Raw genomic sequence first — 24,219 nt, forward strand, 5'->3', positions numbered from 1 at the left:
AAGGAGCTTTTATGAGCACACGTCCGTCAAAAATTGTTTGTGTAGGCAGAAATTATGCTGAACATGCGAAAGAACTAGGTAATGCAATTCCTGATCGCCCAATTTTATTTATCAAACCACCAAGTAGTTTGAGTAGCTTAGCCCAAGGTGCCCGTTGGAATCAGGCTTTGGGTGAATGTCATTTTGAATGTGAAATTTGTTTGCAGATCGCACACCCATTGTCGCAGGAAACCAATCCAAGCAAAGCTTTAGAAGCGATTGGTGCTGTGACTTTAGGGTTGGATTTAACTTTACGTGATTTGCAGAATGACTTAAAAGCGAAAGGGCAGCCTTGGGAGCGAGCAAAAGCTTTTGACGGTGCATGTATCTTGGCAGACTGGGTTGAAGCGGATGAAATTGGCGATTTACAACAGTTAGAGCTTGTTTTAATGATTAATGGCGTTGAACGCCAACATGGTTTTAGCCAAGACATGATTTTTGATATTGGTGCATTATTGGTTGAAATTAATCAGTCATTTAGTTTGGAAGCGGGTGATGTTATTATGACGGGTACGCCTGCTGGCGTCGGGGCATTACACCCAAATGATCAATTAACTATGAAACTAATAACCCAATCAGGAGAATATGATTGGGATACATTTGTTCAAGCATAATGATTAAAAACACGTGCTGTTAATAAATAGCGTCTACCTAATTTCGTATAAGCGAGATAGTAAAAGAAAGACCTCAGTTGAGGTCTTTTCTTTTACTTCTGTTCAAAGATCGTCGAAAGAGGAATCGAAAGTTTTGCAGCTAAATAATCATTACTCTCGATGAGGGCTGGGCCAAGTCGTTCCATCCATTCATCATCCTGATGCACATTGAGAACATCGGGGCGTAGAGGTAACGGATATGGAAGTGCGGTAAAGAAACTCCAGAAATCGACTTGCGCAAGATTTCTAGCCAATACATACTCATCGTTGTCTGTACGTTTGACTAAATTCTGTTTTTCTAACTGTAAGATATATGCAGGTAAACGTCCTAATTCACCACGTCCAATAATCCCAACAAGTTCTTGTTCACTGACACTTTCTCCAATTTGTTGCTTTTTATAAAATAACTCCAATATGTCTAATAACATTAAGATAGGATGACGCTTTTGTTCTTTATCTGAATGAAAAGCAGTCAGTGCATAACTGATTTCTACGCCTAATAAGATAATGTTCCAAGACAAATAAATCCACAGAAGGAAGATTGGAACAGCAGCAAAAGCACCATACACAATTTCATAACTGGTGAAATTACTCATAATCCAGCCAAAGAAATTTTTTAAAATTTCAAATACTGTTGCGCTAAAACATGCAGCAATAACAGCGGAAAGAATAGGGACGCTACGATTAGGAATGGTCCAGTAAAGAATGAAAAAGCCAACAATTGTAAGTAGGAATGAAATAAGCCATAAAAGGAAGGAGCCATCTAATTGATAGCCCGCAAAATTATTGCTCAGAATATTCATTGAGGCGACAGTAGATGAAAGTACAAAAGCACTGCCTAGAATGATTGGACCTAAAGAGATGATTGTCCAATAACGCATAAAACCAACAAGACCTGTTCGAGTTTCTTTGACACGCCAAATACGATTAAAGACATTTTCGATTGAGGTGAGCATAAGTACGGTGGTCACAAACAGAAATAGCACCCCAATAATTGTGAGATTACTGGATTTATCTGTAAATGCGTTCAATGCTTTGTCAAAGGCAATGGTACTTTTTGGTAAAAAATTACTGTAAATCAATTGCTGTAGTTGTTGTCGAGCAGGCTCTAAAGCTTTAATTGATGAGATAATGACTAAGAAAACGGTCAGCATTGGAACAACTGCAAACAAGGTGGTGTAGGTGAGTCCTCCAGCTTGTTCTCTACAGCGATCAGCTTCGAAACGCCGTAACACAAATACAATAAATTGAAACCATGTTTTTTCTAAAAAAGGCAGATTTTTTAGATAACGATTTAAGATCATGGGTTCTATCCTAGTTATTTTTAATAAAATCCTGTGTTAGCACAGCATTGACTACAGCTAAAAAGAGGAAAAATGTCGTATAGTGTTCTTTTTAACAAAATTTATTAAAGTGATGCAACCTTACGTTCTTGTTCTTTATTACAGTAAATATGGTTCAACTCGAGAAATGGCTCATCTAATTGCCGATGGAATTGAGTCTTCTGGTATCACAGCTCGTATTCGAACCGTTCCTAATCTCGCAACTGTTGTTACCCAAGCAGAACCAAGCATTCCTGTAGAGGGGGATGTTTATTGTACTTTAGATGATTTGACGTATTGCTCAGGTTTGGCACTTGGTTCACCAACACGTTTTGGCAACATGGCCAGTGAGATGAAGTATTTCTGGGATCAAACCACCAGTTTATGGCTGAATGGCGCATTGCACAATAAACCAGCATGTGTGTTTACCTCTTCTGGCTCGATGCATGGTGGGCAGGAAAGTACTTTGCTGAGCATGTTGCCGCCATTATTTCATCATGGCATGGTGATACTGGGCTTACCCAACTCAATTCCTGCATTATCCAATACCAAAACAGGCGGCACACCCTATGGTGCAAGTCATGTCAGTGGGCCTCGCCATGACCAGAGCCTAAGTCAGGATGAAAAAATCCTTTGTGAAGCGCAGGGCAAACGTTTAGGTGATGTCGTAAAAGCGTTGTTAGGAAAAGTTTAGATCTAAAAATGGGAGCATCTGCTCCCATTATTTTATTTTTTAATTTGCCAATCGTAGATTTTTTTCTGATAGGCATACCACATCATCCACAGTCCAATCAGTAACATTGGTACAGTGAGAATCTGACCTTTAGTCATCCAACCGAATAGAATAAAACCTTGATCTGCATCGGGCTGACGGAAGAACTCCATAAAGAAACGTGCAACTCCGTAGCCCATTAGGAATAATGCTGAAACCGCCATACGAGGACGTGGTTTAGCACTAAACCACCAAAGTATGATAAATAGAATCAGACCTTCACAGAGCGCTTGATAAATTTGCGACGGATGGCGAACTAAACCTAAAGGATCAGTTGGAAAAATCATACCAAATGGATAGCTAAGGTCTTGAACTTGACGACCATACAATTCACCACCAATAAAATTACCGATACGACCAAACATCAAACCTGTCGGTACACAGGGTGCAATAAAGTCCAAGGTTTGAAACCATGTTTTCTGATATTTCTTACACCAGAATAGCATTGCGATCATGACACCCAAGAAACCGCCGTGAAAGCTCATTCCACCTGTCCAGACTTGGAATAACCAAAGCGGGTTTTCTAAGAATTTGCCAAACTCATAAAACAAGACATAGCCAATACGACCACCAAGTACGACGCCTAGAGCGCCATAAAACACCAGATCGGAGACCATATCGGCAGTCCAACCATCACGTTGTTTAGCACGATAAGAGGCTAAGCCCCAAGCGCATAAAAATGCCAAGAGATACATCAATCCGTACCAGTGTACCTTGACTGGCCCTAAACTCAGTGCCACTGGATCAATATTTGGATAGGTCAGCATTGCTGTTCCTCAATTTAGAATTTGAAATTAAGTTTTGAGCAGATTGTAGCGGAATGATGTGAAAAATGTTGTACATTCAATGTGAAAGTCAACAGACGCTAAATGAGTGAAAACAGAATCAATGTGTATTGTCGCTTTTGCATGGCATGTTCTTGATGATATGCCGTTGTGTTTAATTTCAAATCGTGATGAATTTTATCATCGACCAAGTACTGTTTTACATCGATGGGATCACAGTTCGATAATTGCTGGGCAAGATTTACAGTCAGGTGGGGCATGGATGGGGGTCACTGAGTCTGGGCGTTGGGCAATCGTGACTAATTTTCGCAATGGACGAGATAAGAACCAATATTCAACTTCACGTGGGCATTTAATCCAGTCTTTTTTAGAAAGTGATTTAGCCCCCTTTCGTTTTGCACAACAATTAGAACAGCAACAACAGGACTACGCTGGTTTTAATTTGTTTGTTGGTGATCGAGAGCAAGCGGTTTATATGAGTAATCGGGGGGAAGCACCACAAGTCTTAGCGAATGGTGTTTATGTTGTTTCCAACGGTTTAATGTCAGAAGATTGGGAGAAAACCAAACATTTACGTAAACGCTTTACGCAAGAATTTTTACCAATGTTGCAACAATCAACGATGACAGAATCTGATTTGCAATATTCAGTCTGGGATATTTTGGAAGATGAACGAAAAATTATTCCAGATTTGTTACCAGATACAGGGATTAGTGTGGAGATGGAGGAATTATTATCTTCAACTTTTATTCAAAGCCCAATTTATGGCACACGCTGTTCAAATTTTTTAAGGCTGACAGCTGAGCAATGGCTGTGGCTGGAAAAGTCCCAACAGGGTGGAGATCAGGGAAATATTGTGGAAATGAAGATTGACTTGCTGAAATAACAAATGCCGACATAAGGTCGGCATCTGCATTGAATAATCTGGCTTACTTTGTAGTTGCAGCCTTTTTCTCAACTGATGGCAAAATATCCGCCGTGATATAGCCCACGCACGCGCTAAAGCCATTGTTATAGTTTTTTAGCACTGCTGTTTTTACATCTGCTGGAATCTTTGAGCTGTCGCCTGGATGCTGGAAATTGCTCATGATATAAGTCCAACCGTTGACCGAATCCACCGCATGTAAACCTGTTGACTCTGCACCTGCTGGAGTAGAGAGGATACGATCTAAAGACTTAGTATCAACATTATATGCCCATAGGAAGTTATTGGTATGGTTACCACTGTCTTCACCAATGAATAATGTGCGTAAAGTTTCAGAGAATTTTAAATTGTCTGGGCTTGCAATATTATTTGGATCTGCCGTGTTACCTAAGCTATCCACAGTAATATCTTTACCCATAAGAACCATATGGCTTTGGTAAGGTGTCCATTCACTATTGATCACATTATTAAGATGATCAACTTGGCTACCTTTGAGGTCATGTCCAAGGACACCACCTGCTTTTAGCGTGCTCTTAAACTTAACATTATGTGATTCAACCCAAGCTGCATTTCCACCAATCATTGATTCTTGAATATTGGCAAGTGCAGAGTAAGCAACTTTATCTTTAATATTTACGGTAGTACCTTCCATTTTTGTGAAAGCCATACTACCGCCTTTTAGGGCAGCATATCGATGTGTTTCTAGGAATGCAGCAGCAAGCTCAATCTCAGCTTTGCTAAAGCCATTGTTGGCTTCTTTCAGTTTAACCCACAGCGATTTTCCATCTAACACAATCTTGGTATAACCTGTTAAATCAGCTGGTGCTGTTTTCAAGCTTTCCATAATGTTTTCAGATTTGATTCCTCGAACATTCACGAGGTCTTCGATGGTCTTACTATCAGTATGACCTAACTTGATCCATTTGATTGCGGCGGTAGAGGTCTCATTCAATTCTGATGTGTATTTCGCAACATATAATGTTCCAGCAGATAAGTCTTTTTCTTTGTCTGCAATAAACATGAAGAAACCACCGTTAGTGTAATCGTCACCCATGATTACAGTGCGGTTATCTGGCATGACTTGAATCAGTTCATGTGAAATACGACCTAAGCAGTAGTGTTTAACTGCTTTTGCACGCCCTTTGCCATCAAGGATGATTTCTGGCAAATGACCATAGTTATAGGCATTTGCAGTATTTTCATTGCCATATAGATTTTTACTATATGCTTTGAGCATTGCCAGATCTGAACCGATTTGGTCAAATGCATCAGGCTCATATTCTTCACTTGAAAGGTGAGTATTCCACGGAGAAAGGCTAGCACCACAGGTGATCCATAGACCATGAACTTTAGACATATCGACATTGTGGTATTTCTTCAATGCCAGATGACCCGTCTTTTGATCCTGATCCAGCGTAAGCACCGCAATTGGTGATGGCAACTTGCCGTACATATTTTGATTTGCCAGATTTTTAGTCGTGTATTCAAATTGAACAACGTGGAATACAGGGTTAGCCACACCAGATACAGAAGCGCCATTGATGTGGATTAAAGATGAACCATCAGGAGAGTCAGAGAAAAACTGGCGTTCTTGACCGATTACAGAAGTATCTTTAATCGGTTGATTATTAATATCATAATAACTACCTGCAATGATTTTTCCACCATCAATGTTATCAACTTCCGCACCTGTACGGAAAAACTCCTGATAACCCAGTTTGTACTCGGTGGTTGTATTGTCATCCCACGTAATCGTCAAAGCAGATTTAACTGAAGTTGTAGCCATCTCTGGTACAGTTGAAGGTGCCGCCATAGGTGTAAATTTTGCATTTTTAAATTTTGCAGCAGGTACGGTTGGGGTAACGGTAGTATCGTTATTATCATTGCAACCTGCTAAAGCTGCTGCTGTGCCCATTGCCCCGAGTGGTAAAAACGGAACACCCGCGAACCACTTTAAAATATCACGACGACTTGGCTGATTTGTATTGGTTGTCATAATAAATCCATATCTTTAATAAATGGTAAATAAATCTACATTGATTTTATGTTTGATAGATGACATTTTTTTGACACTTTTAAGGCAGTTTGAAGACAATTTAATTTTTATAAATATATGAAAAATATAATTTTAAAATAAAAAAATCCCTGAGATTATTCAGGGATTCAACAGAGATATTATTATTCTGAAACTGCTTTACGCTTTTCTAATATTTTTCCAAAAAGTAAACCGATTTCAAATAGCATCCACATCGGAACAGCCAGCATAATCATGGATAAAGCATCAGGTGGGGTAACAAACATCGCCACGAAAAAGCATCCAACAACAATAAAACGGCGTTTTTCAATGAGGCTTTCTGTACTCACGGCACCAATCAAAATCAGCACTAGAGTAATAATTGGAATTTCAAAGGTAAAACCAAAAACCAAGAATAGTTTTAAGCAGAAGCTCAGATAACTATTAATATCTGTCATAGGTGCAACAGTTTCAGGAGACACACTAATAAAGAAATGCAGAATGGCTGGCAAGGTAATGAAGTAGGCAAAAGCCACTCCTAAATAGAACAACACAATACTGCCCAACAATAGGGGAATGGCTAAGTGGCGTTCTTTTTCATATAGTGCAGGTTTTATAAATGACCAAATTTGATAAATGATATAGGGCATTGCCAGCATAAAAGCGACAAACAGGTTGAGCTTAAAGGGGGCCATAAATGTCGCCGTGACATCCGTCGCAATCATGGTTGATGTTGCGGGTAATTGTTGTCTCAATGGTTCAGACAGCCATTGATAGGTTTGATTTCTAAAAGGTAATAAACAAAAAAACAGAAAAATTGTTACGCCAACAATCTTAAAAAGATATTGGCGAAGTACGATTAAATGCTGCATGACCGGCATTTGTTGTAGGGTTTCTTCAGTACTGACTGAAGTTGATGGTAATTGGCTCATACGGCAATCTTTAATTCGTTATCAAACTGATTCAACGATGGGTATGCTTCCATACCAATCACAGATGATTTTTGGTATTGAACACAAAAAGGAATAATAGAACTTGAGTGATATGGCACATAGCGAATCGAATTTTGAGGTTTAGTTACTGATGGCGCAGTCTCTACCTCATGATTTTGAGTTTTTAATTCATCTAATTGTTTTTGTAGCCGACGTTCAAGCTCAGTAATCTTTTCAATTTCTTTTTGCATTTCTTCGCGGAACTCAGAAAGACGGAGCTCTCGATCAATTTCATTCTGAATATTGTTGATAAATTTTTTAATTTTCCCATACCATTTTGCTACAAATCGAGCAGCTTCAGGTAATTTATCAGGACCGAGAACCAATAATGCAATAACTGCAAAGCAAAAAATCTCAGTCATTCCCAAGTTCAGCATAATTCCGCTCGCTTAGCTTTTTACTGAGCTTTCAGCATTTTTAACTTGAGCATCAATGGTACGAGGCTCATTGAGTGGCGCAGTAACTTCATCTTCTTTAATAGACTTTTTGAAATCTTTAACAGCACCACCAACATCTTTGCCTAAATTTTTAAGCTTTGATGTACCGAATAGTAAAATCACGACAATTGCAAAAATAACGACGTGCCAAATTGATAAACCAGCCATAATTCTATTCCTATATAACTTTGGTTATATCTCAACAGTTTGGCATGACAAAGATGTGACACTTATATTGCAATTTTGCGACAAAAAATTATGAGATTAAGTAGATTGATGGAAAATTTTTTACTTTTTGGTTTGTAATTAATGCTTCGTTGAGGTAAGTTTTTTACTCATTATTCAGTATTTTTATTCAATCTAGATTTAAATAATTTGCCCTAGGTTTTAGCTAGGGCAAATGATCTTTAAATCAAACTTGCTTTAAACAGCTGCATTGCTTGACCACGATGACTGATTTTATTTTTGTCAGCTTTGCTAAGTTCAGCACTTGAAAGATTGAGTTCTGGTAGCCAGAATAATGGATCATAGCCAAACCCATTCTCACCGCGCGCTGCTTCTAGGATTTCACCTTTCCAAATGCCTTGAAAGATTTGTGGCAATGGATCTTCGGCATGTGTAACTAAAGCCAATACACACACGAACATACCTTCAATTGCTTCGCCATCTTTACGCAAAGGTGCAAGATCAGCCAATAGTTTTTGGTTGTTGGCAGCATCATTACCATGTTCGCCTGCATAGCGTGCAGAGTAAATCCCTGGTGCACCACCTAAGATTGGAACACATAAACCAGAGTCATCCGCAATCGCAGGTTTACCTGATAGCTTAGATGCATGGCGTGCCTTGATAATGGCATTTTCCACAAAACTCAAACCATCTTCGATGGCATCTTCAATGTTGAGTTTTCCTTGGGGAATAATTTCAACAGGCAGATTGAGTTGCTGAAAAAGATGATCAAATTCAGCAATTTTACCTTTGTTATTGCTTGCAAGCACAAGGCTGCCTTGATTAAGCCATGATGGAGTAGACATATTTATAATGCTGTTAACGAGAATTAGGTGTATCTTATCGTATTCTTGATGATAGGTTTAGAATTTAGAAAAATTTGAGCATATCTTGTGTATGTGCTATTTCATAATAGGTATAAGTAATAATCTCTACCATTCTAGTTAGAGTAATGAATAATTTTGATCAAGCTGACGTCGTTAAAGCTCATAAATCTTCAAGCTATCATCGTCATATTTTAAGAGATAGCGCATTTTGTGGTTGTTTTTATTGCCTGGATATTTTTGATTATAAAAACATTCAAGATTGGTGTGATGATGCTAATACCGCTTTATGTCTAAATTGTAGTATTGATGCCATCATTAACCTAAAGTCTGATGACTTAATAACACAAGAATTTTTAAAAGCGATGCAAAAGTATTGGTTTTAATCCAATTATGGAATGTATTCTAAAAAAACAAAAACCGACTATCACAAGTCGGTTTTTATATCATTCAATAAATCTAAAAAGATTATTGCGCTTGAATCCATTTATCAGCACGGTCACGTGCAGTACGAATCTGGTCCTGAGTTAAGTTTGCAGCCAACGCTGTTTTCTTACCTTCAGAAAGACTAATGACTTTAGTATCCAGCATACCGTCACGTGTTGAAAGCTCATACCATTGGTAAGCACCAACATAGTTTTTCTTTTGCTCTTCCATCATCGCGAGATTAAAGCTAGCACGGTTATCGCCATTACTCGCCGCTTTCTCGAAATATTTACGCGCCAAAGCTTCATCTTTCTTCGTACCGATGCCATCTGCATACATACGACCGACATTCAATTGCGCCGCAGATAAACCTTGATCTGCTGCTGCCTTGAATAAAGTGAAAGCTTGTTTTTCATCTTTAGCCACTTCTTTACCAAACTGGTAACGGGTTGCTAAGTAAAACTGTGCCCCAGCTTGACCAGATTTTGCTGCGCTTTGTAATTCACTGATACCCATCACTGAATATCGCGCTGCCTGTGTTGCAACTGATTGTGGTTGAGCAACATAGTCAGCGTGCGCTTGTATACTGATCAGACCAAATAAAAATGTGCTGATAAATGTCTTTTTCATAGAGCGCTCACTCGATAAATTGCGACTTCACCAAATAGGTTCGGCATATGCTTACTGAGCATACTACCTTGTTGGTCACCATTGACGGCAAGTCGATTAATAATTTTAATCCGATTCTCAGCACATAGGGCTTCAAAGTCACGGAAAGTACATAAATGAATATTCGGGGTGTTATACCACATATAGGGTAAAGCTTCCGAAACAGGCATTTTCCCTTTCAATGCAAGAAAAGAACGAGTCTTCCAATACGCAAAGTTTGGAAAAGTAATAATTGCCTGTTTTCCGACACGCACCATATCACGAAGTAATACATCGGGCGCATCTACAGCTTGCAAAGCTTGTGCCATAACCACAGAGTCAAACGACTGGTCGGCAAAACGGCTTAAACCCAAGTTTAAATCCTGTTGGATAATATTTAACCCTCGACTGATGGCAATTGCAATCTTTTCTTGATCGATTTCTAAGCCATAAGCACGAATATTGTGCTGTTTGCTCATATGCGCCAGTAATTCACCATCACCACAGCCTAAGTCTAATACGCTAGAGTTCGGGCTGATCCATTTTTCAGCGAGTCGTTGGTCTATTCGCATTAGTGCTGCTCCTGCGGTGTAGCGTGCAACTGTTGTTCTCCACCTAAAAAGGCTCTTAATGTTTTCACATAGAGTGGGATAGGGAACAAGAACGAATCATGACCTTGTTCTGCATCAATATCTAAGTAACTGACGGGCTTATGATTATCAATTAGAGCATCAACTAATTCTTGTGAACGACTTGGGCTAAAACGCCAGTCAGTCGTAAATGAAATCACCAAGAATTTGCATTTAGGCTTGCTCATTGCTTTAGTCAAGGAATGTTCATACTCACGAGATGGATCAAAATAATCCAAGGCCTTGGTCATAATCAAGTAAGTATTTGCATCAAAATTGCGACTAAATTGTTCGCCTTGATAACGTAAATAACTTTCAACTTGGAATTCGACATCAAAGCCGTACATAAATTTGCCAGATTTCAAATCACGACCAAATTTCTGTTTCATGGCTTCTTCAGACAAATACGTAATATGACCGACCATACGCGCCAAAATTAACCCACGTTTTGGATAACTGTCATGTTCCAAGTAACGCCCATGATGGAAATCTGGATCAGAGAGAATCGATTGGCGAGCAACTTCATTAAAGGCAATATTTTGTGCCGATAATTTTGGTGCACTGGCAATAATGACACATTTTTTTAAACGATCAGCATAGTCCAATGACCATTGTAGTGCTTGCATGCCACCTAACGAACCACCAATCACGGCAAACCAAACATCAATTCCGAGGCGATCAGATAGCATGGCTTGGGTCTTCACCCAGTCACGAACAGTGACTAATGGAAAATCTGGACCATAAGGACGATTTTCGTTTTCAGGGTTTGGCGATGTTGGGCCTGTTGAACCATTACAACCACCAATATTATTTAAGGAAACAATAAAAAAATGATTGGTATCAATCGCTTTTCCGGGACCAATACAGCTATCCCACCAACCTGCTTTTTTATCATCTGCATGATGATAACCCGCAGCATGATGATGCCCAGATAATGCATGGCAAATTAAGATTGCATTGGATTTATCTGCATTAAGTGTTCCATAGGTTTCAACCATCAAATCAAAACGTGGCAGGATACGCCCACATTCAAGCTCTAATGGTTGCTCAAATTGAAATTTTTGTGGTGTGACTAAACCCACTGAATCCGATGGAAAAGACACTGGAATGATTCGCCTTGTATAAATCTTTGATCAATAATAAAAGGATACCAATTCAGGTATCCTTTCAAAAGTCATTTTTTCTGATATTACAACTTAGCTTTGCTTAAACTGCCGCAGCAGCAACTTGCTCAGTTGTAAGTACGCCTTGTTCAATTAAACGATTGGTACATGCAATAATCGCTTCAATGGATGAGGTGACAATGTTGTCATGAATCCCTGCACCAAATGCGCTCTTACCTGTGCCTTTGACCTGAAGTTCAATTAAGGCAAGTGCTTTAGCATTTGCACCAGAACTGATACTACGTTCTTCATAATTTACAACATCAATTGGCAATTGTAACGCATCGAGCATCGCCGAAATTGGACCGTTACCTTCACCGCGTAAACGTTGTACTTCACCGTTAATTTCAATATCTAATTCAATGATTTGTGTGCCATTGATATCAGACAACTGATAATGTTTGGTTTGGTAATGGCTATTTTTCACATCCACATAGGTATTTTGAAATAAGGTCCAGATTTCATGTGCACTGATTTCTGTACCGTTTTCATCAGTATGTTGCTGTACGATTTGGCTGAACTCGATTTGTACTCGGCGTGGTAAAGCAACGTTGTAATTTGATTCCAATAAATACGCAATACCACCTTTACCAGATTGGCTGTTGACACGAATCACCGCATCATAATCACGACCTAAATCTTTAGGGTCGATTGGTAAGTACGGCATATCCCAGATCTCTTCGTTTTTCTGGAATTCGAAGCCTTTTTTAATCGCATCTTGGTGTGAACCAGAGAATGCGGTAAAGACTAAATCACCTGCATATGGATGACGTGGGTGCACAGGTAAACCTGTACATTCTTCAACAGTTGCAATGATTTCATTGATATTAGAGAAGTCTAAGTTTGGTGCAACACCTTGGGTATACATGTTCAAGGCAATCGCAGCAACATCGACGTTACCTGTACGTTCACCATTACCAAACACGCAACCTTCAACACGATCAGCACCCGCCATGATCGCCAATTCAGAAGCAGCGATACCACAACCACGGTCATTGTGACAGTGAACTGAGATAATCACGCCATCACGACGCGCCAAGTTACGGTGCATCCATTCGATTTGATCGGCATAGACATTTGGTGTTGAAACTTCAACCGTTGCAGGCAAGTTTAAGATCACTTTATTGGTTGGAGACGCTTCCCAAATTTCCGTGACCGCATCACAAACATCTTTGGCAACTTCTAATTCTGTTGCTGAGAAACATTCAGGGCTATATTGGAAAATCCATTCTGTTTCAGGATATTGTGCTGCGTATTCTTTGACTTTATTTGCTGCATTAATGGCAAGTTGCTTTGCGCCGTTTGCATCTACATTCAACACTTTTTGACGGAATGTTGGTGAGTTTGAATTGTAGATATGCACAATCGCACGTTTTGCACCAACCAAAGACTCAAAGGTACGCGCAATTAAATGATCTCGAGCTTGAACCAAAACTTCGATATACACATCTTCTGGAATCAAATCTTCTTCAATTAACTTGCGAGTAAAGTCAAAGTCAATTTGAGATGCTGAAGGGAAACCAATTTCAATATGTTTAAAGCCGATTTTGACTAACATGTGGAACATCTTTAATTTTTGATCCATATTCATTGGTTCAAAAATCGCTTGGTTACCATCACGAAGGTCGGTACTCATCCAAATCGGTGCTTGGTTGATTTCGTTATTCGGCCATTGACGATCTGGTAAATCCACTCGTTGATACATACGGCGGTATTTTTTGCTTGGGTCAGCCAACATCATGAGATAACTCCTTGTTGTAGCATGGTTGCTGCTTCAAAATAAATGCAACGTGCTACGAATATATATGGTGTCTATAAGAATCAATTTAAAGAGAATATGTATTGAGTACCTAAAATCTAGGTAAAAATTTATACGCGCGCGAGGCGCAGCATCAGGAGAGCAGTGAGGTTTTTTATATCAGACGGATGGCTAAAATCATCACTTGTTTTCATCATCTACCGTTCAAAGCAAAAGTATTGGGTTTTGCAGTTATCTTAATCACCTAATTTGAATCAGTCTAGGTGAAAATAAGCTGGCTGCAAAGGTCTATAACAGCATTCTAGCTCTTAATTGTGGAAAATGTTTTCCTGTTTTTTGCAAGAATTGATAGTTGAGTGGGATATTTTTTCTAAATAAGTCTATTTTTTAATAAAAATTATGGAATTTATTCAGCATGGCGAAAAAATGAAGTGGTCAGAGTTCTGACCACATACGAATGAGATTGTGATAAATATTGGTGAGTTTCATTACTTCTGGATATGCATCACCATGATCTATGCGAAGTTGACGAATACTTTCATCCAAATTAAACAGCATATGACGCTTTTGATCATCTCTAATCAAACTTTGTACCCAAAAGAAAGAAGCAAAACGGGTGCCATGCGTAATACTACTGACTTCATGCAAGCTTGTTGAAGGGTAGAGTACGACATCACCTGCTGGTAATTTCACTTCATGGTAGCCATAAGTATCTTCAATAACGAGATCACCACCATCATATTCTTCAGGTTCACTCAAAAATAAAGTACACGATAAATCTGTACGAAGTTGTTGATGAGTCCCTCTCACTAAACGAATTGAATTATCGACATGAAAACCAAAACTTTCGTGTTCATCGTAGCGATTAAACAAAGGTGGAATCATTTGCTTGGGGAGTGCAGCTGCTTGGAAAGTTGGATTTTTCCAAATTGCATCCATCACAAGTGCACTAAGTTGGTGGGTTAAAGGGTCACTCTCTGAAAGTTGTTGATTACGTTTTACGGATGCTGAGAGTGTGCCTGCTGTAATTTTTCCACCGACCCAATCTGCTGCTTCCATTAATTTACGGAATTCGGCGACTTGTTCTTTTGTCAAAACATTCGGAATGTGATGGATCACTGAGCATATCCCTTTAAATTGATTGTTATAAAAAATAGCCTCATAGAGAGGCTATTTTAGATGAGTTTAAGTAAATACCCTAATTTTTTTAAGGGATTTAGTACTTAAAGTTGATCGCAAGAACTGCGTTGCGGCCATCACCTTCGTTTGCATAGTGTGAAGCATGAGCACTTGTAAAATAGCGCTTATCTGAAATGTTGTTTACATTCAACTGTAAGTTTACGTTCTTGTTTACATCATACTTTGCCATCGCATTGTAGATAGTAAACGTTGGTAAAATTTTCGTTGAAGTGGTTGCAGTGTTTGGATTGGTATTCGCAAAAACTTGATCGCGATATTGAACGCCTGCACCAAGTGTTAATTTTGGAAGTACTTGGTATGTGCTCCATAAGTTAGCACTCTGTTTAGCAACGAATGGAAGAGGACGACCTTCTTGAGCAACTAAGTTATAAGCTGCTTTGGTTAATTCGCTATCTAAGTAGCTATAGCCAAGTGCCATTTCCCATTTATCAGTAATGTGACCTGTCAAAGCAAGTTCAAAACCATCAACTTTACTTTCACCAGCATTAGTTACTGTATTCGCATCTATATTAATACGTGTATTTTGCTTCTCAGTACGGAAGATTGCAGCTGTCGCATTGGCACGGTTGTTCCAAAGGCTCCATTTCGTTCCGATCTCAAATGTACGAGCTTTTTCTGGTTCTAAGTCTTTATTTGAAGCACTAAGTGAATCAAGATCAGGATCGATACCTACAGGGTTGGCAGCAGTTGCGAAACTTGCATAGATACTACCATGCTCTGTTGGGCGGAATACTACACCTGCTTGATAAGAGAAGTAGTCTGTATCATTTGAATACACAGTACCTGCTGGCGTTGTCGCACCACGAGCTGTTACATTTTTGTTATATTTTAATTCTGTATCAAATTGATCCCAGCGTACGCCAAGACTTAATAACCAATATTTATTGAACTCAATACTGTCTAATGCATATACAGATACTGTTTCGTTGGTCATAGTAGTCTGTTTAGTATTTGGTGTGAGTGTGCCTAACCATGGATCATTCGGACTTGGATTATTGAGATCCGTGCACCAGCCATTGTTATCATTACATTTATCATTGAAACCAGCAGTCGTTGTACCTGTATATCCAGGATAACTAATATTATAGTTACCGCGATTGGTTTCTTCTCGATTATATTCAGCACCAACATTGAAGCTATGTGCTAATGCTCCAGTTTTGAATTTCCCAGCTAAAGAAAGTTGGTCGGTAAATGCATCGGTGTCACGAATGGTCTGTGTTGCACGACGGTAGACTTTACCTTTGTAGATATTGCTTTGTGAATCATCTGGATTTGTATACATATAGCTTGCTTTAGAATGGCTATATGTTGTAGTGTTTGAAACTGTTAAGTCATCATTAAAATCATGTTCAAGCTTCAATGAGCCAATGTGGTTTTCACGCTTATCAAAATCACGATCCTTCCAGCCATAGTAAGAACCTTGTTTTACATTTGTTGGGCGACCATCAGCTTTGATCGAGCCTGGAGGTGGATTGTTAGGGTTGTTAAATGGAATGCCTGAATCTGGCTCATCATTACTTTTGATAAAGTAGTAACTTAAGGTCGCACGGTTTTCAGTTCCTAAACCGAAAGCTAGACTAGGCGCAATACCAACACGAGCATATTCTGCACCATTGTGCTGTCCTGGTTTCTCATTTTCATGACCCATCGCAATAACACGACCCGCGATTCCATTACCAAAGTCTTTGTTTGCGTCAAGTACGATATGCTTATAGTTATCTGTGCCGCCTGCAACACTTCCTTGATATTCATCACCTTCATGCGCAACTTTTGGAATCATGTTGATACTGCCACCAACACCACTTCCGCCAGTTAGAGCAGAGCTTGAGCCTTTAGTTACTTCGACTTGTTCAATCGCAAACATATCACGTGTTTGAGTTGTTGAGTTGCGCACACCATCTACATAGATCGCGCTTTGTCCGTTATAACCACGAATATAAGGAATATCTGTATACGGAATGCCGCCTTCACCAGCACCTAGTGTGATACCAGGCTCATTACGAAGTGCTTCTAATAAAGTATTTGAATTTGTTTCTTTCAATAACTTTTGAGATAAGACAGACACTGTCTTTGGTGTGTCTTTTAATGGTGCAACATATTTTTTGTTTGCAGATACATCAACTTTTAATTGTTCAGCAGTTGCTTCTGCATGAATCGTTGGGAGTTGAACCACATTTTCTTTATCTTGCGCGATTGCTGCAGTTGCAATCATAGAAAGAGATGATGCAATCGCAGATGAAACAAACTTCTTACGTGTTCTGATAAAAGAAGACATATCGTATCCATGTAAACCTTAAAATTCATGCAAATAATAATTATTCTTATTCTTATATGCAATTTTTCTCGATTGGATTTAACGATGCTTGGATCATATAAATTTGGAAAAAGAAATAGAATAGTGTAGCGAAATGTAAGATTGTGTTGTAATTGATTGGGTGAAAATTAAGCATATTGATCTAATAGAATTCTTCACGAAATTACCCAAAAACAACCGAGTGTGTTCATAAATTATGAAAAATAATAAATCGTGGATGACTTGCTGATATGTTCAGATCAACTTTTACTGCTAGAATGCTTGTCGAATTTTGTATATCAGCAAAGTTGTCATATAATGTGGCACTTTAAAAATTGTTACTACTAACTAAATATCGAGGAAGCCATGCAAGTAACGACTGAAGCGGTTTCGGGCGTTGCCCGTCGTTTAAATGTTTCTGTACCGACGAGCCGTGTTAACGAGCAATTTGAAGCTCGCTTAAAACGCACTGCCAAAACTGTGAAGATCAACGGCTTCCGTCCAGGTAAAGTGCCTTTAAATGTTGTTCGCCGTGAATATGGTGCGAGCATCTATCAAGAAGTTGTGAATGACCTTATTCGCGATACAGTATTCGAAGCAATTCAACAAGAAAAAATCAATGCTGTAGGCATGCCGAACATTGAAAAAGTTGAAAACAAAGATGACGCTTTAGTTTATGAAGCGACTGTAGAAGTGTATCCAGAAGTAGAAGTGAAAGCTTTTGCTGACTTAGAGATTGATCGTAAATCATCAGAAATCAACGATGCTGATGTTGATTTAATGATTGAAAACTTGCAAAAGCAACGTGCTTCATGGGTTGAAACCAAGGGCATGGCGAAAAAAGACATGCAAGTGACTTTCGACTTCGAAGGTACAGTTGATGGCGAGAAGTTTGAAGGTGGTGCTGCTGAAGACTTTAAACTTGTTCTTGGTTCTGGTCGTATGATTCCTGGTTTTGAAGATGGCATCATCGGAATGAAGAAAGGCGAAGAGAAAGTGATTGATGTTACTTTCCCTGAAGATTACCAAGCTGAAAACTTAGCGGGTAAAGCAGCTCAGTTCAAAATCACTGTAAAACTTGTTGAAAAACAAAAACTTCCAGAAATTGATGCTGAATTCTTAAAAATCTTTGGTTTAACTGAAGAAGAAGGCTTGGACAAGTTAAAAGCTGACGTTCGTAAAAATATGGAACGTGAAGTTCGCAACGGTCTTCGTAACCAAGTTAAACAAGCTGCATTTGATGCACTTGTCGCTGCAAACGAAATTGAAGTTCCAGCTTCTATGGTTGCTCAAGAAATTGACCGTCAACGTCAACAAATGATTCAGCAGTTCACGCAACAGTTTGGTGGTCAGGGCGCTGGCGCATTTGACAGCAGCATGCTTCCGGATGAGTTGTTCAAAGAACAAGCTGAAAAATCAGTGAAGCTTGGTGTATTGGTTAGCAAAGTATTAGCTGATGCTAAACTTGAAGTTGATCAAGCACGTGTTGAAGCTTACATCGATGACATGGCTTCTTCTTATGAAGATCCAACAGAAGTGGTTGAATACTTCAAAAATGACAAACAACAACGTGCTCAAATCGAAGCAGTTGTGCTAGAAGACCAAGTTGTTGATCACATCTTGGCTGCTGCTAAAGTAAATGATGTGGCTGTAAGCTACGAAGACTTATTAAAAGAACAACAAGCTCGTCGTGGCTAATCTTTTAAAAGTTCAGAAGAAAGGCGCTTAATGCGCCTTTTTTTATCCGTGTTATGAAAGTGTTAATTTATCGAAAAATTGCCAGCTTTTAGTCTAAATAGTCGAATATTTAGGGTTGAACCTTTTGCAATTTCGGCGATTATCCCTCATATTGTTGGCATGATCGAGTCACAATAATTTAGGAATAAATAAACATATGTATGTTCCAACAATTGAAAATGCTTTAGTTCCTGTAGTCGTTGAGCAGTCATCACGTGGTGAGCGTTCATTTGATATTTTTTCACGTTTGTTACGTGAGCGTGTGATCTTCTTGACTGGTGAAGTGGAAGATAACATGGCGAATCTTATCGTTGCGCAGATGTTGTTTCTGGAAGCTGAGAATCCAGAGAAAGATATCCATCTTTATATCAACTCACCGGGTGGCTCAGTAACTGCTGGTATGGCAATTTATGACACTATGCAGTTTATTAAGCCAGATGTTGTTACATATTGCATGGGACAAGCGGCTTCAATGGGTGCATTCTTATTGAATGCGGGTGCTAAAGGAAAACGTTACTGTCTTGAAAATGCACGCGTGATGATTCACCAACCACTCGGTGGTTTCCGTGGTCAAGCGTCTGATATCGAAATTCATGCACGTGAAATTCTTTATATCAAAGAGCGTCTAAACCGTCTGATGGCTGAGCATAGTGGTCAAGATTATGAAAGAATTGCACGTGACACAGATCGTGACAATTTTATGACTGCACAAGCAGCTAAAGAATATGGTTTAGTTGACCAAGTATTAAGCAAACGTCCCTAGTTTTTAAGATTTAAGTTGTGGAGTAAATATGTCCGAACATCCTCAAGGACAAAAGCATTGTTCATTTTGTGGTAAGACACAATCTGAAGTTGGAAAATTGATTGCAGGTGAGGACGCATATATTTGTAATGAGTGTGTGGATGTCTGCTTAGATTTAGTGCAAACCAGTCAACAAGTTGAAGCAGGTGACTGGGCGACTAAAGCTTTGCCTAAACCACATGAGATACGTGCTGCGTTGGATCAATATGTCATTGGACAAGATGTTGCAAAGAAAACACTATCTGTTGCGGTCTATAATCATTATAAGCGTTTGAAAGTTGGTCAGTCGCATCATGCACATCAAGATATTGAGATTGCGAAAAGTAATATCTTGTTGATTGGACCAACAGGTTCAGGTAAGACCTTGCTTGCGCAAACACTTGCACGCTTATTGGATGTTCCTTTTGCCATGGCAGATGCAACGACACTCACAGAAGCGGGTTATGTGGGTGAAGATGTTGAAAATATCGTACAAAAGTTATTGCAGAAAGCGGACTACGATGTAGAAAAAGCGCAGAAAGGTATTATCTATATTGATGAGATTGATAAGATTACCCGTAAATCGGAGAATCCATCAATTACTCGTGACGTATCGGGTGAAGGTGTACAACAAGCATTATTGAAAATGATTGAAGGCACCGTTGCTTCTATTCCGCCACAAGGTGGTCGTAAGCATCCGCAACAAGAATTCATTCAAATTGATACCTCAAATATTTTATTTATTTGTGGTGGTGCATTCTCTGGTTTAGAGAAAATTGTACAACAACGTCAAGAGAAAGGCGGTATTGGATTCACGGCTGATGTGAAGAATAAGGACGACAGTAAAAAAGTCTCTGAGTTGTTCCGTCAAGTCGAAGCAACTGATTTAGTCAAATTTGGTTTGATTCCTGAGTTTATTGGTCGTTTGCCTGTGATTGCAACTTTAGAAGAACTGGATGAAGAAGCATTAATGCAAATTCTGACAGAGCCTAAAAATGCATTAACTCGCCAATATCAGTATCTTTTCACGATGGAAAATGTTGATCTTGTTTTTGATGAATCTGCATTGCGTGCTGTAGCGAAGAAAGCACTTGAACGAAATACGGGTGCGCGTGGCTTACGCTCAATTTTAGAAAACGTTTTGCTAGAAACCATGTATGACTTACCAAGTCGTAGTGATGTGGGGACGGTTATTGTGGATGAAGCTGTAATTAATGGTACAGCTAAGCCAACATTTAAAGCTGAACGTTTACCACAAGTGACAACACCGGAATTAGTTGAAAAGAAAGATTTGAAAGTTATTGATTCAAAATCTGCTTAATTCTCATTCATCTAAAAAGCATGAAAGCTTAGACTTTTCATGCTTTTTTTATTTGCAATTAATTAATGAGGTGTTAATCTTAAAAATTGGAAAATCCGCATAGTTTTGCGCTGTTAAAAATAAATCCAAGAAAACGCCTTGAGGGATATCATGCGTTATTTAATATTGTCATTATGTTGTGCAGGGGTATTGGCTGGTTGTCAAAGTCATAAGACAGTTGAAGAAAATACGACAACACTCACAGCAACTTTACCTCCAGTAGATACAACAAAAGAGCCAGGTCTGCTTGATCAGTATCATGTGGGAGGTTTTACTGTTGGTGGATGGGTCAATCAAAAATTAGGTCAATTTTACACACCGATCAAACCACAAAATGAACAAGCCGCGGTGGTTTATTTGTATCGTCCAGATACACGTTGGAATCGTCAAGAAATTGCAGCAGCAAACTTATTTATTAATGGGCATCGAATCCCAAGCCTATTGCATAATCACTATTATTGGGTGGAACTACCAGCAGGTACCTATCGTTTGAGTGTGAGCCGCCCATTGGCTGGTATGCATTTCCAAAAACCAAAGTATTTAGATTTCACGGTTGATGCATCACAAACTTATTTTATTAAATATGATGAAGAAAATAAGATTTCTCGCAGCGAACATACGGGACCATTTATGATCATGCCCGATAAAGTCGCACATCAGGAAATTGCCTTTACTCGCCTAAAATCATCAAGCTATAACTTTGTGGCACAAGATGCCTCAGGTAAAATTCGGTCTAAGCCTCAAGAGTTAAAGCCAGCTAAGTATGATGAAAAATCTGAGGTCTTATTGGTTAAGCCATTTAAACTTTGGAATCCATTGACGTGGTAGTCAATATTGAGCAGCGTTTATTCATCTTGAATTAAGGGTTTGATGATGCTTAAAAGCTGCTCTTTGAGTTTTAAATTTTGCTCAGGATCATTTAAGGTCTTTTGATTTAAATTATTCATGTATTGAAAAACATTGCTGCTAATTGTTAAATTTTTTTGGTTGATTGATTTTCCTTCTGGCGTTCGCAAAAATTTTAAATAAGCTTGTACTTCCTCTTCACTCAGTGTTTCTGTATAAATTTGCTCAATTGTTTGTAATGTTTCAGGCCGCATAAACATTTTTGAACTTTTGTCTTTTAATAATTGACTGAGTTCTACAAGTGCTAGATGTTCTTGATTGGTTGTCAGTCTCTCTTTACCCAAAATTTTTAAAAGCATACTTTCGGCTTTAGAGTCTAATGCAGGCTGCATCTCATCTAGAGACGAATGTAAAAGGTTTTCTAAATCACTGAGTCTAATTAGTTCTTTTACAGATTTTTTTTGAGCAGGACTGGCAAATGTATTTTCTGTTGCCATGACACAGCAAAGACTCATTATTAGGATCGATATTGTTTTATTCATCTTGTTATCCTTATTGTTTTTTATAATTTAACAGATGCTTTAGGCAAAAAAATAGCCGAATACGATGATTCGGCTAAGATTATTGTATGAGTATTATTGAGCGGCAGCATCAACTACTGGAATCTTGCCAATCTTGGCTTGCCAGATTTTTGGCGCAGTCGCGTGGATAGACGTACCATTCACATCAACTGCAACAGAAACAGGCATATCTTCAACCACAAACTTGTAGATGGCTTCCATACCTAGGTCAGCAAATGCAACAACTTCAGCTTCACGAACTGCTTTAGACACGAGGTAAGCAGCGCCACCCACAGCCATTAAGTAAGTTGCTTTATTGTCTTTGATTGCTTCAACAGCCGCTGGACCACGATCCGCTTTACCGATCATGCCGAACAAGCCAGTTGCTTCTAACACTTGACGAGTGAACTTATCCATACGGGTTGCGGTTGTCGGGCCTGCAGGACCAACGACTTCATCACGAACAGGATCAACAGGACCAACGTAGTAAATGAATTTACCTTTTAGATCGACTGGAAGTTCTTCGCCATTATTTAGCATGTCAACCATGCGCTTATGTGCAGCATCACGACCTGTATAAATGGTACCATTGAGAAGTAATGTATCGCCTGGCTTCCAAGCATTCATTTCTTCTTGAGTAATGGTATCAAGGTTGACACGTTTAGATTGAGATGAATCCCATGTTACAGCAGGGTAGTCTTCAAGTTTAGGTGCTTGGATATGTGCAACACCAGTACCATCCAACTGGAAGTGTGCGTGGCGTGTGGCAGCACAGTTTGGAATCATACCCACTGGCTTACCTGCTGCGTGGCATGGGTAATCTTTGATTTTAATATCAAGAACTGTGGTTAAACCACCCAGACCTTGTGCGCCAATACCCAACGCATTCACTTTCTCGAAGATCTCGATACGGAGTTCTTCCATTTTGCTTTGTGGGCCACGACGAAGTAATTCGTCCATGTTGATTTCTTCCATAAGTGCTTCTTTGGCAAGCATCATGGCTTTTTCAGCAGTACCACCGATACCAATACCGAGCATACCTGGTGGACACCAGCCTGCACCCATCGTTGGAACAGTTTTAAGTACCCAATCCACAATTGAATCAGATGGGTTTAACATCGCAAGTTTAGATTTATTTTCTGAACCGCCACCTTTGGCAGCAACTGTAATATCTACTTTGTTACCCGGAACGAGTTTGTAGTGAATCACGGCAGGGGTATTGTCTTTGGTATTTTTACGACCAAAAGCTGGGTCTGCTAAAACAGAAGCACGGAGTACGTTTGAGTTTTCTAGGTAACCTTGGCGTACACCTTCGTTTACAGCATCATCCAAGCTCATGGTTAAATCAAATTTAACATCTAAGCCGACTTCAAGGAAAACGTTAACGATCCCTGTATCCTGACAGATTGGTCGGTGACCTTCAGCACACATACGTGAGTTGATCAGGATTTGGGCAATAGCATCTTTTGCAGCTTTGTTTTCTTCACGATCATAAGCACGGCTCATCGCTTGGATGAAGTCTTGTGGGTGATAGTAAGAAATAAACTGCAGGGCATCCTTGATTGATGTAATCAAGTCATCTTGTTTGATGATCGTTGTCATATCAAATTTCTCTTGAGCGGGCGATTAGCTGGCGGGCTAAATTATATGACAAAAAGCAATGAATGTGGGAGTTTTAGCTTAGATTTGGCTAAAGGTCTAAATAGGCAGGAGACGTGTTGAAATTTTTAGTTTTCCTTATGTGTGGCTGGCCGCATGGAAAAACAAGTCTAATAAAAAACCATCTACTTTTTATCTGGTAGATGGTTTTTTATAATATCAAGATCGTG

The 24,219-nt window shown here is 39.2% G+C and carries 23 protein-coding genes; 8 read left to right on the forward strand and 15 right to left on the reverse strand.

The window, feature by feature from the left end; all coding sequences use genetic code 11:
* Positions 1-11 precede the first annotated feature (11 nt).
* Positions 12-653, forward strand: coding sequence for a fumarylacetoacetate hydrolase family protein (locus CDG55_RS03345; RefSeq protein ID WP_087536472.1), 642 nt, complete (start codon positions 12-14; stop codon positions 651-653).
* A gap of 92 nt (positions 654-745) precedes the next feature.
* On the opposite strand, the gene CDG55_RS03350 is transcribed toward CDG55_RS03345, so the two are convergent.
* Positions 746-1,996 carry a YihY family inner membrane protein gene (locus CDG55_RS03350; protein WP_087536473.1) on the reverse strand — a complete coding sequence of 417 codons (1,251 nt, stop codon included), beginning with the start codon at positions 1,994-1,996 and terminating at the stop codon, positions 746-748.
* 112 nt (positions 1,997-2,108) lie between these two features.
* Between CDG55_RS03350 and wrbA the strand changes: the two genes are divergently transcribed.
* On the forward strand, positions 2,109-2,708 hold the full coding sequence (wrbA, locus tag CDG55_RS03355) for an NAD(P)H:quinone oxidoreductase (RefSeq protein ID WP_087536501.1): 600 nt from the start codon (positions 2,109-2,111) through the stop codon (positions 2,706-2,708).
* A 32-nt stretch (positions 2,709-2,740) separates the two neighbouring features.
* Here the strand turns inward: wrbA and lgt are convergent, their stop codons facing one another.
* Entirely contained in the window at positions 2,741-3,553 is an 813-nt protein-coding gene (gene lgt, locus CDG55_RS03360; RefSeq protein WP_087536474.1) for a prolipoprotein diacylglyceryl transferase, read from the reverse strand.
* 121 nt (positions 3,554-3,674) lie between these two features.
* Between lgt and CDG55_RS03365 the strand changes: the two genes are divergently transcribed.
* Positions 3,675-4,457 carry an NRDE family protein gene (locus CDG55_RS03365; RefSeq protein WP_087536475.1) on the forward strand — a complete coding sequence of 261 codons (783 nt, stop codon included), beginning with the start codon at positions 3,675-3,677 and terminating at the stop codon, positions 4,455-4,457.
* A 43-nt stretch (positions 4,458-4,500) separates the two neighbouring features.
* On the opposite strand, the gene CDG55_RS03370 is transcribed toward CDG55_RS03365, so the two are convergent.
* The 5 genes from CDG55_RS03370 to rdgB form a co-directional block, all read right to left on the reverse strand.
* The gene (locus CDG55_RS03370; RefSeq protein ID WP_087536476.1) at positions 4,501-6,492 is read right to left on the reverse strand and encodes a PhoX family protein; all 1,992 of its coding nucleotides are present in this window, start codon (positions 6,490-6,492) and stop codon (positions 4,501-4,503) included.
* A 182-nt stretch (positions 6,493-6,674) separates the two neighbouring features.
* On the reverse strand, positions 6,675-7,442 hold the full coding sequence (tatC, locus tag CDG55_RS03375; protein ID WP_087536477.1) for a twin-arginine translocase subunit TatC: 768 nt from the start codon (positions 7,440-7,442) through the stop codon (positions 6,675-6,677).
* Positions 7,439-7,879 (reverse strand): Sec-independent protein translocase protein TatB, encoded by a 441-nt coding sequence (gene tatB, locus CDG55_RS03380; protein ID WP_087536478.1) that lies wholly within the window; start codon positions 7,877-7,879, stop codon positions 7,439-7,441. The genes tatC and tatB overlap by 4 nt, the downstream gene beginning before the upstream one ends.
* A gap of 12 nt (positions 7,880-7,891) precedes the next feature.
* Positions 7,892-8,107, reverse strand: a complete 216-nt coding sequence (gene tatA, locus CDG55_RS03385; RefSeq protein WP_087536479.1) for a twin-arginine translocase TatA/TatE family subunit — start codon at positions 8,105-8,107, stop codon at positions 7,892-7,894.
* A 239-nt stretch (positions 8,108-8,346) separates the two neighbouring features.
* A complete protein-coding gene (rdgB, locus tag CDG55_RS03390) occupies positions 8,347-8,970 on the reverse strand; it encodes an RdgB/HAM1 family non-canonical purine NTP pyrophosphatase (protein ID WP_087536480.1) in 624 nt (207 codons plus the stop codon).
* A 146-nt stretch (positions 8,971-9,116) separates the two neighbouring features.
* Here rdgB and CDG55_RS03395 point away from each other — a divergent pair, with 146 nt between their 5' ends.
* Positions 9,117-9,374 carry a cytoplasmic protein gene (locus CDG55_RS03395; RefSeq protein ID WP_087536481.1) on the forward strand — a complete coding sequence of 86 codons (258 nt, stop codon included), beginning with the start codon at positions 9,117-9,119 and terminating at the stop codon, positions 9,372-9,374.
* 82 nt (positions 9,375-9,456) lie between these two features.
* Here CDG55_RS03395 and CDG55_RS03400 read toward each other — a convergent pair whose 3' ends face one another.
* From CDG55_RS03400 to CDG55_RS03425, 6 genes are all read right to left on the reverse strand, one after another.
* Positions 9,457-10,044, reverse strand: coding sequence for a tetratricopeptide repeat protein (locus tag CDG55_RS03400; RefSeq protein WP_004964242.1), 588 nt, complete (start codon positions 10,042-10,044; stop codon positions 9,457-9,459).
* The gene (gene metW, locus CDG55_RS03405; protein WP_004660432.1) at positions 10,041-10,634 is read right to left on the reverse strand and encodes a methionine biosynthesis protein MetW; all 594 of its coding nucleotides are present in this window, start codon (positions 10,632-10,634) and stop codon (positions 10,041-10,043) included. Before metW ends, CDG55_RS03400 begins: the two co-directional genes overlap by 4 nt.
* Positions 10,634-11,794 (reverse strand): homoserine O-succinyltransferase MetX, encoded by a 1,161-nt coding sequence (gene metX / locus CDG55_RS03410; RefSeq protein ID WP_087536482.1) that lies wholly within the window; start codon positions 11,792-11,794, stop codon positions 10,634-10,636. Before metX ends, metW begins: the two co-directional genes overlap by 1 nt.
* A 103-nt stretch (positions 11,795-11,897) precedes the next feature.
* Positions 11,898-13,595 (reverse strand): 2-isopropylmalate synthase, encoded by a 1,698-nt coding sequence (leuA, locus tag CDG55_RS03415; protein WP_087536483.1) that lies wholly within the window; start codon positions 13,593-13,595, stop codon positions 11,898-11,900.
* A 453-nt stretch (positions 13,596-14,048) separates the two neighbouring features.
* Entirely contained in the window at positions 14,049-14,732 is a 684-nt protein-coding gene (locus tag CDG55_RS03420) for a Fe2+-dependent dioxygenase (RefSeq protein ID WP_213066147.1), read from the reverse strand.
* Between the two features lie 97 nt (positions 14,733-14,829).
* Positions 14,830-17,088: a TonB-dependent receptor gene (locus CDG55_RS03425; RefSeq protein WP_087536485.1), complete on the reverse strand. Its 2,259-nt coding sequence runs from the start codon at positions 17,086-17,088 to the stop codon at positions 14,830-14,832.
* A gap of 384 nt (positions 17,089-17,472) precedes the next feature.
* Here CDG55_RS03425 and tig point away from each other — a divergent pair, with 384 nt between their 5' ends.
* From tig to CDG55_RS03445, 4 genes are all read left to right on the forward strand, one after another.
* Positions 17,473-18,804 carry a trigger factor gene (gene tig, locus CDG55_RS03430; RefSeq protein WP_087536486.1) on the forward strand — a complete coding sequence of 444 codons (1,332 nt, stop codon included), beginning with the start codon at positions 17,473-17,475 and terminating at the stop codon, positions 18,802-18,804.
* Positions 18,805-19,000: 196 nt separating this feature from the next.
* Positions 19,001-19,606 (forward strand): ATP-dependent Clp endopeptidase proteolytic subunit ClpP, encoded by a 606-nt coding sequence (gene clpP, locus CDG55_RS03435; RefSeq protein ID WP_004660445.1) that lies wholly within the window; start codon positions 19,001-19,003, stop codon positions 19,604-19,606.
* Between the two features lie 28 nt (positions 19,607-19,634).
* On the forward strand, positions 19,635-20,945 hold the full coding sequence (clpX, locus tag CDG55_RS03440; protein ID WP_004660446.1) for an ATP-dependent Clp protease ATP-binding subunit ClpX: 1,311 nt from the start codon (positions 19,635-19,637) through the stop codon (positions 20,943-20,945).
* 150 nt (positions 20,946-21,095) lie between these two features.
* Entirely contained in the window at positions 21,096-21,812 is a 717-nt protein-coding gene (locus CDG55_RS03445; protein WP_005156180.1) for a DUF2846 domain-containing protein, read from the forward strand.
* A 17-nt stretch (positions 21,813-21,829) separates the two neighbouring features.
* On the opposite strand, the gene CDG55_RS03450 is transcribed toward CDG55_RS03445, so the two are convergent.
* Positions 21,830-22,372, reverse strand: a complete 543-nt coding sequence (locus CDG55_RS03450) for a DUF2059 domain-containing protein (protein WP_087536487.1) — start codon at positions 22,370-22,372, stop codon at positions 21,830-21,832.
* Positions 22,373-22,465: 93 nt separating this feature from the next.
* Positions 22,466-23,992 carry a fumarate hydratase gene (locus CDG55_RS03455; RefSeq protein WP_005156176.1) on the reverse strand — a complete coding sequence of 509 codons (1,527 nt, stop codon included), beginning with the start codon at positions 23,990-23,992 and terminating at the stop codon, positions 22,466-22,468.
* Positions 23,993-24,219: the final 227 nt, after the last annotated feature.

This window comes from Acinetobacter sp. WCHA45, from assembly GCF_002165255.2.
Taxonomy (GTDB): Bacteria; Pseudomonadota; Gammaproteobacteria; order Pseudomonadales; family Moraxellaceae; genus Acinetobacter.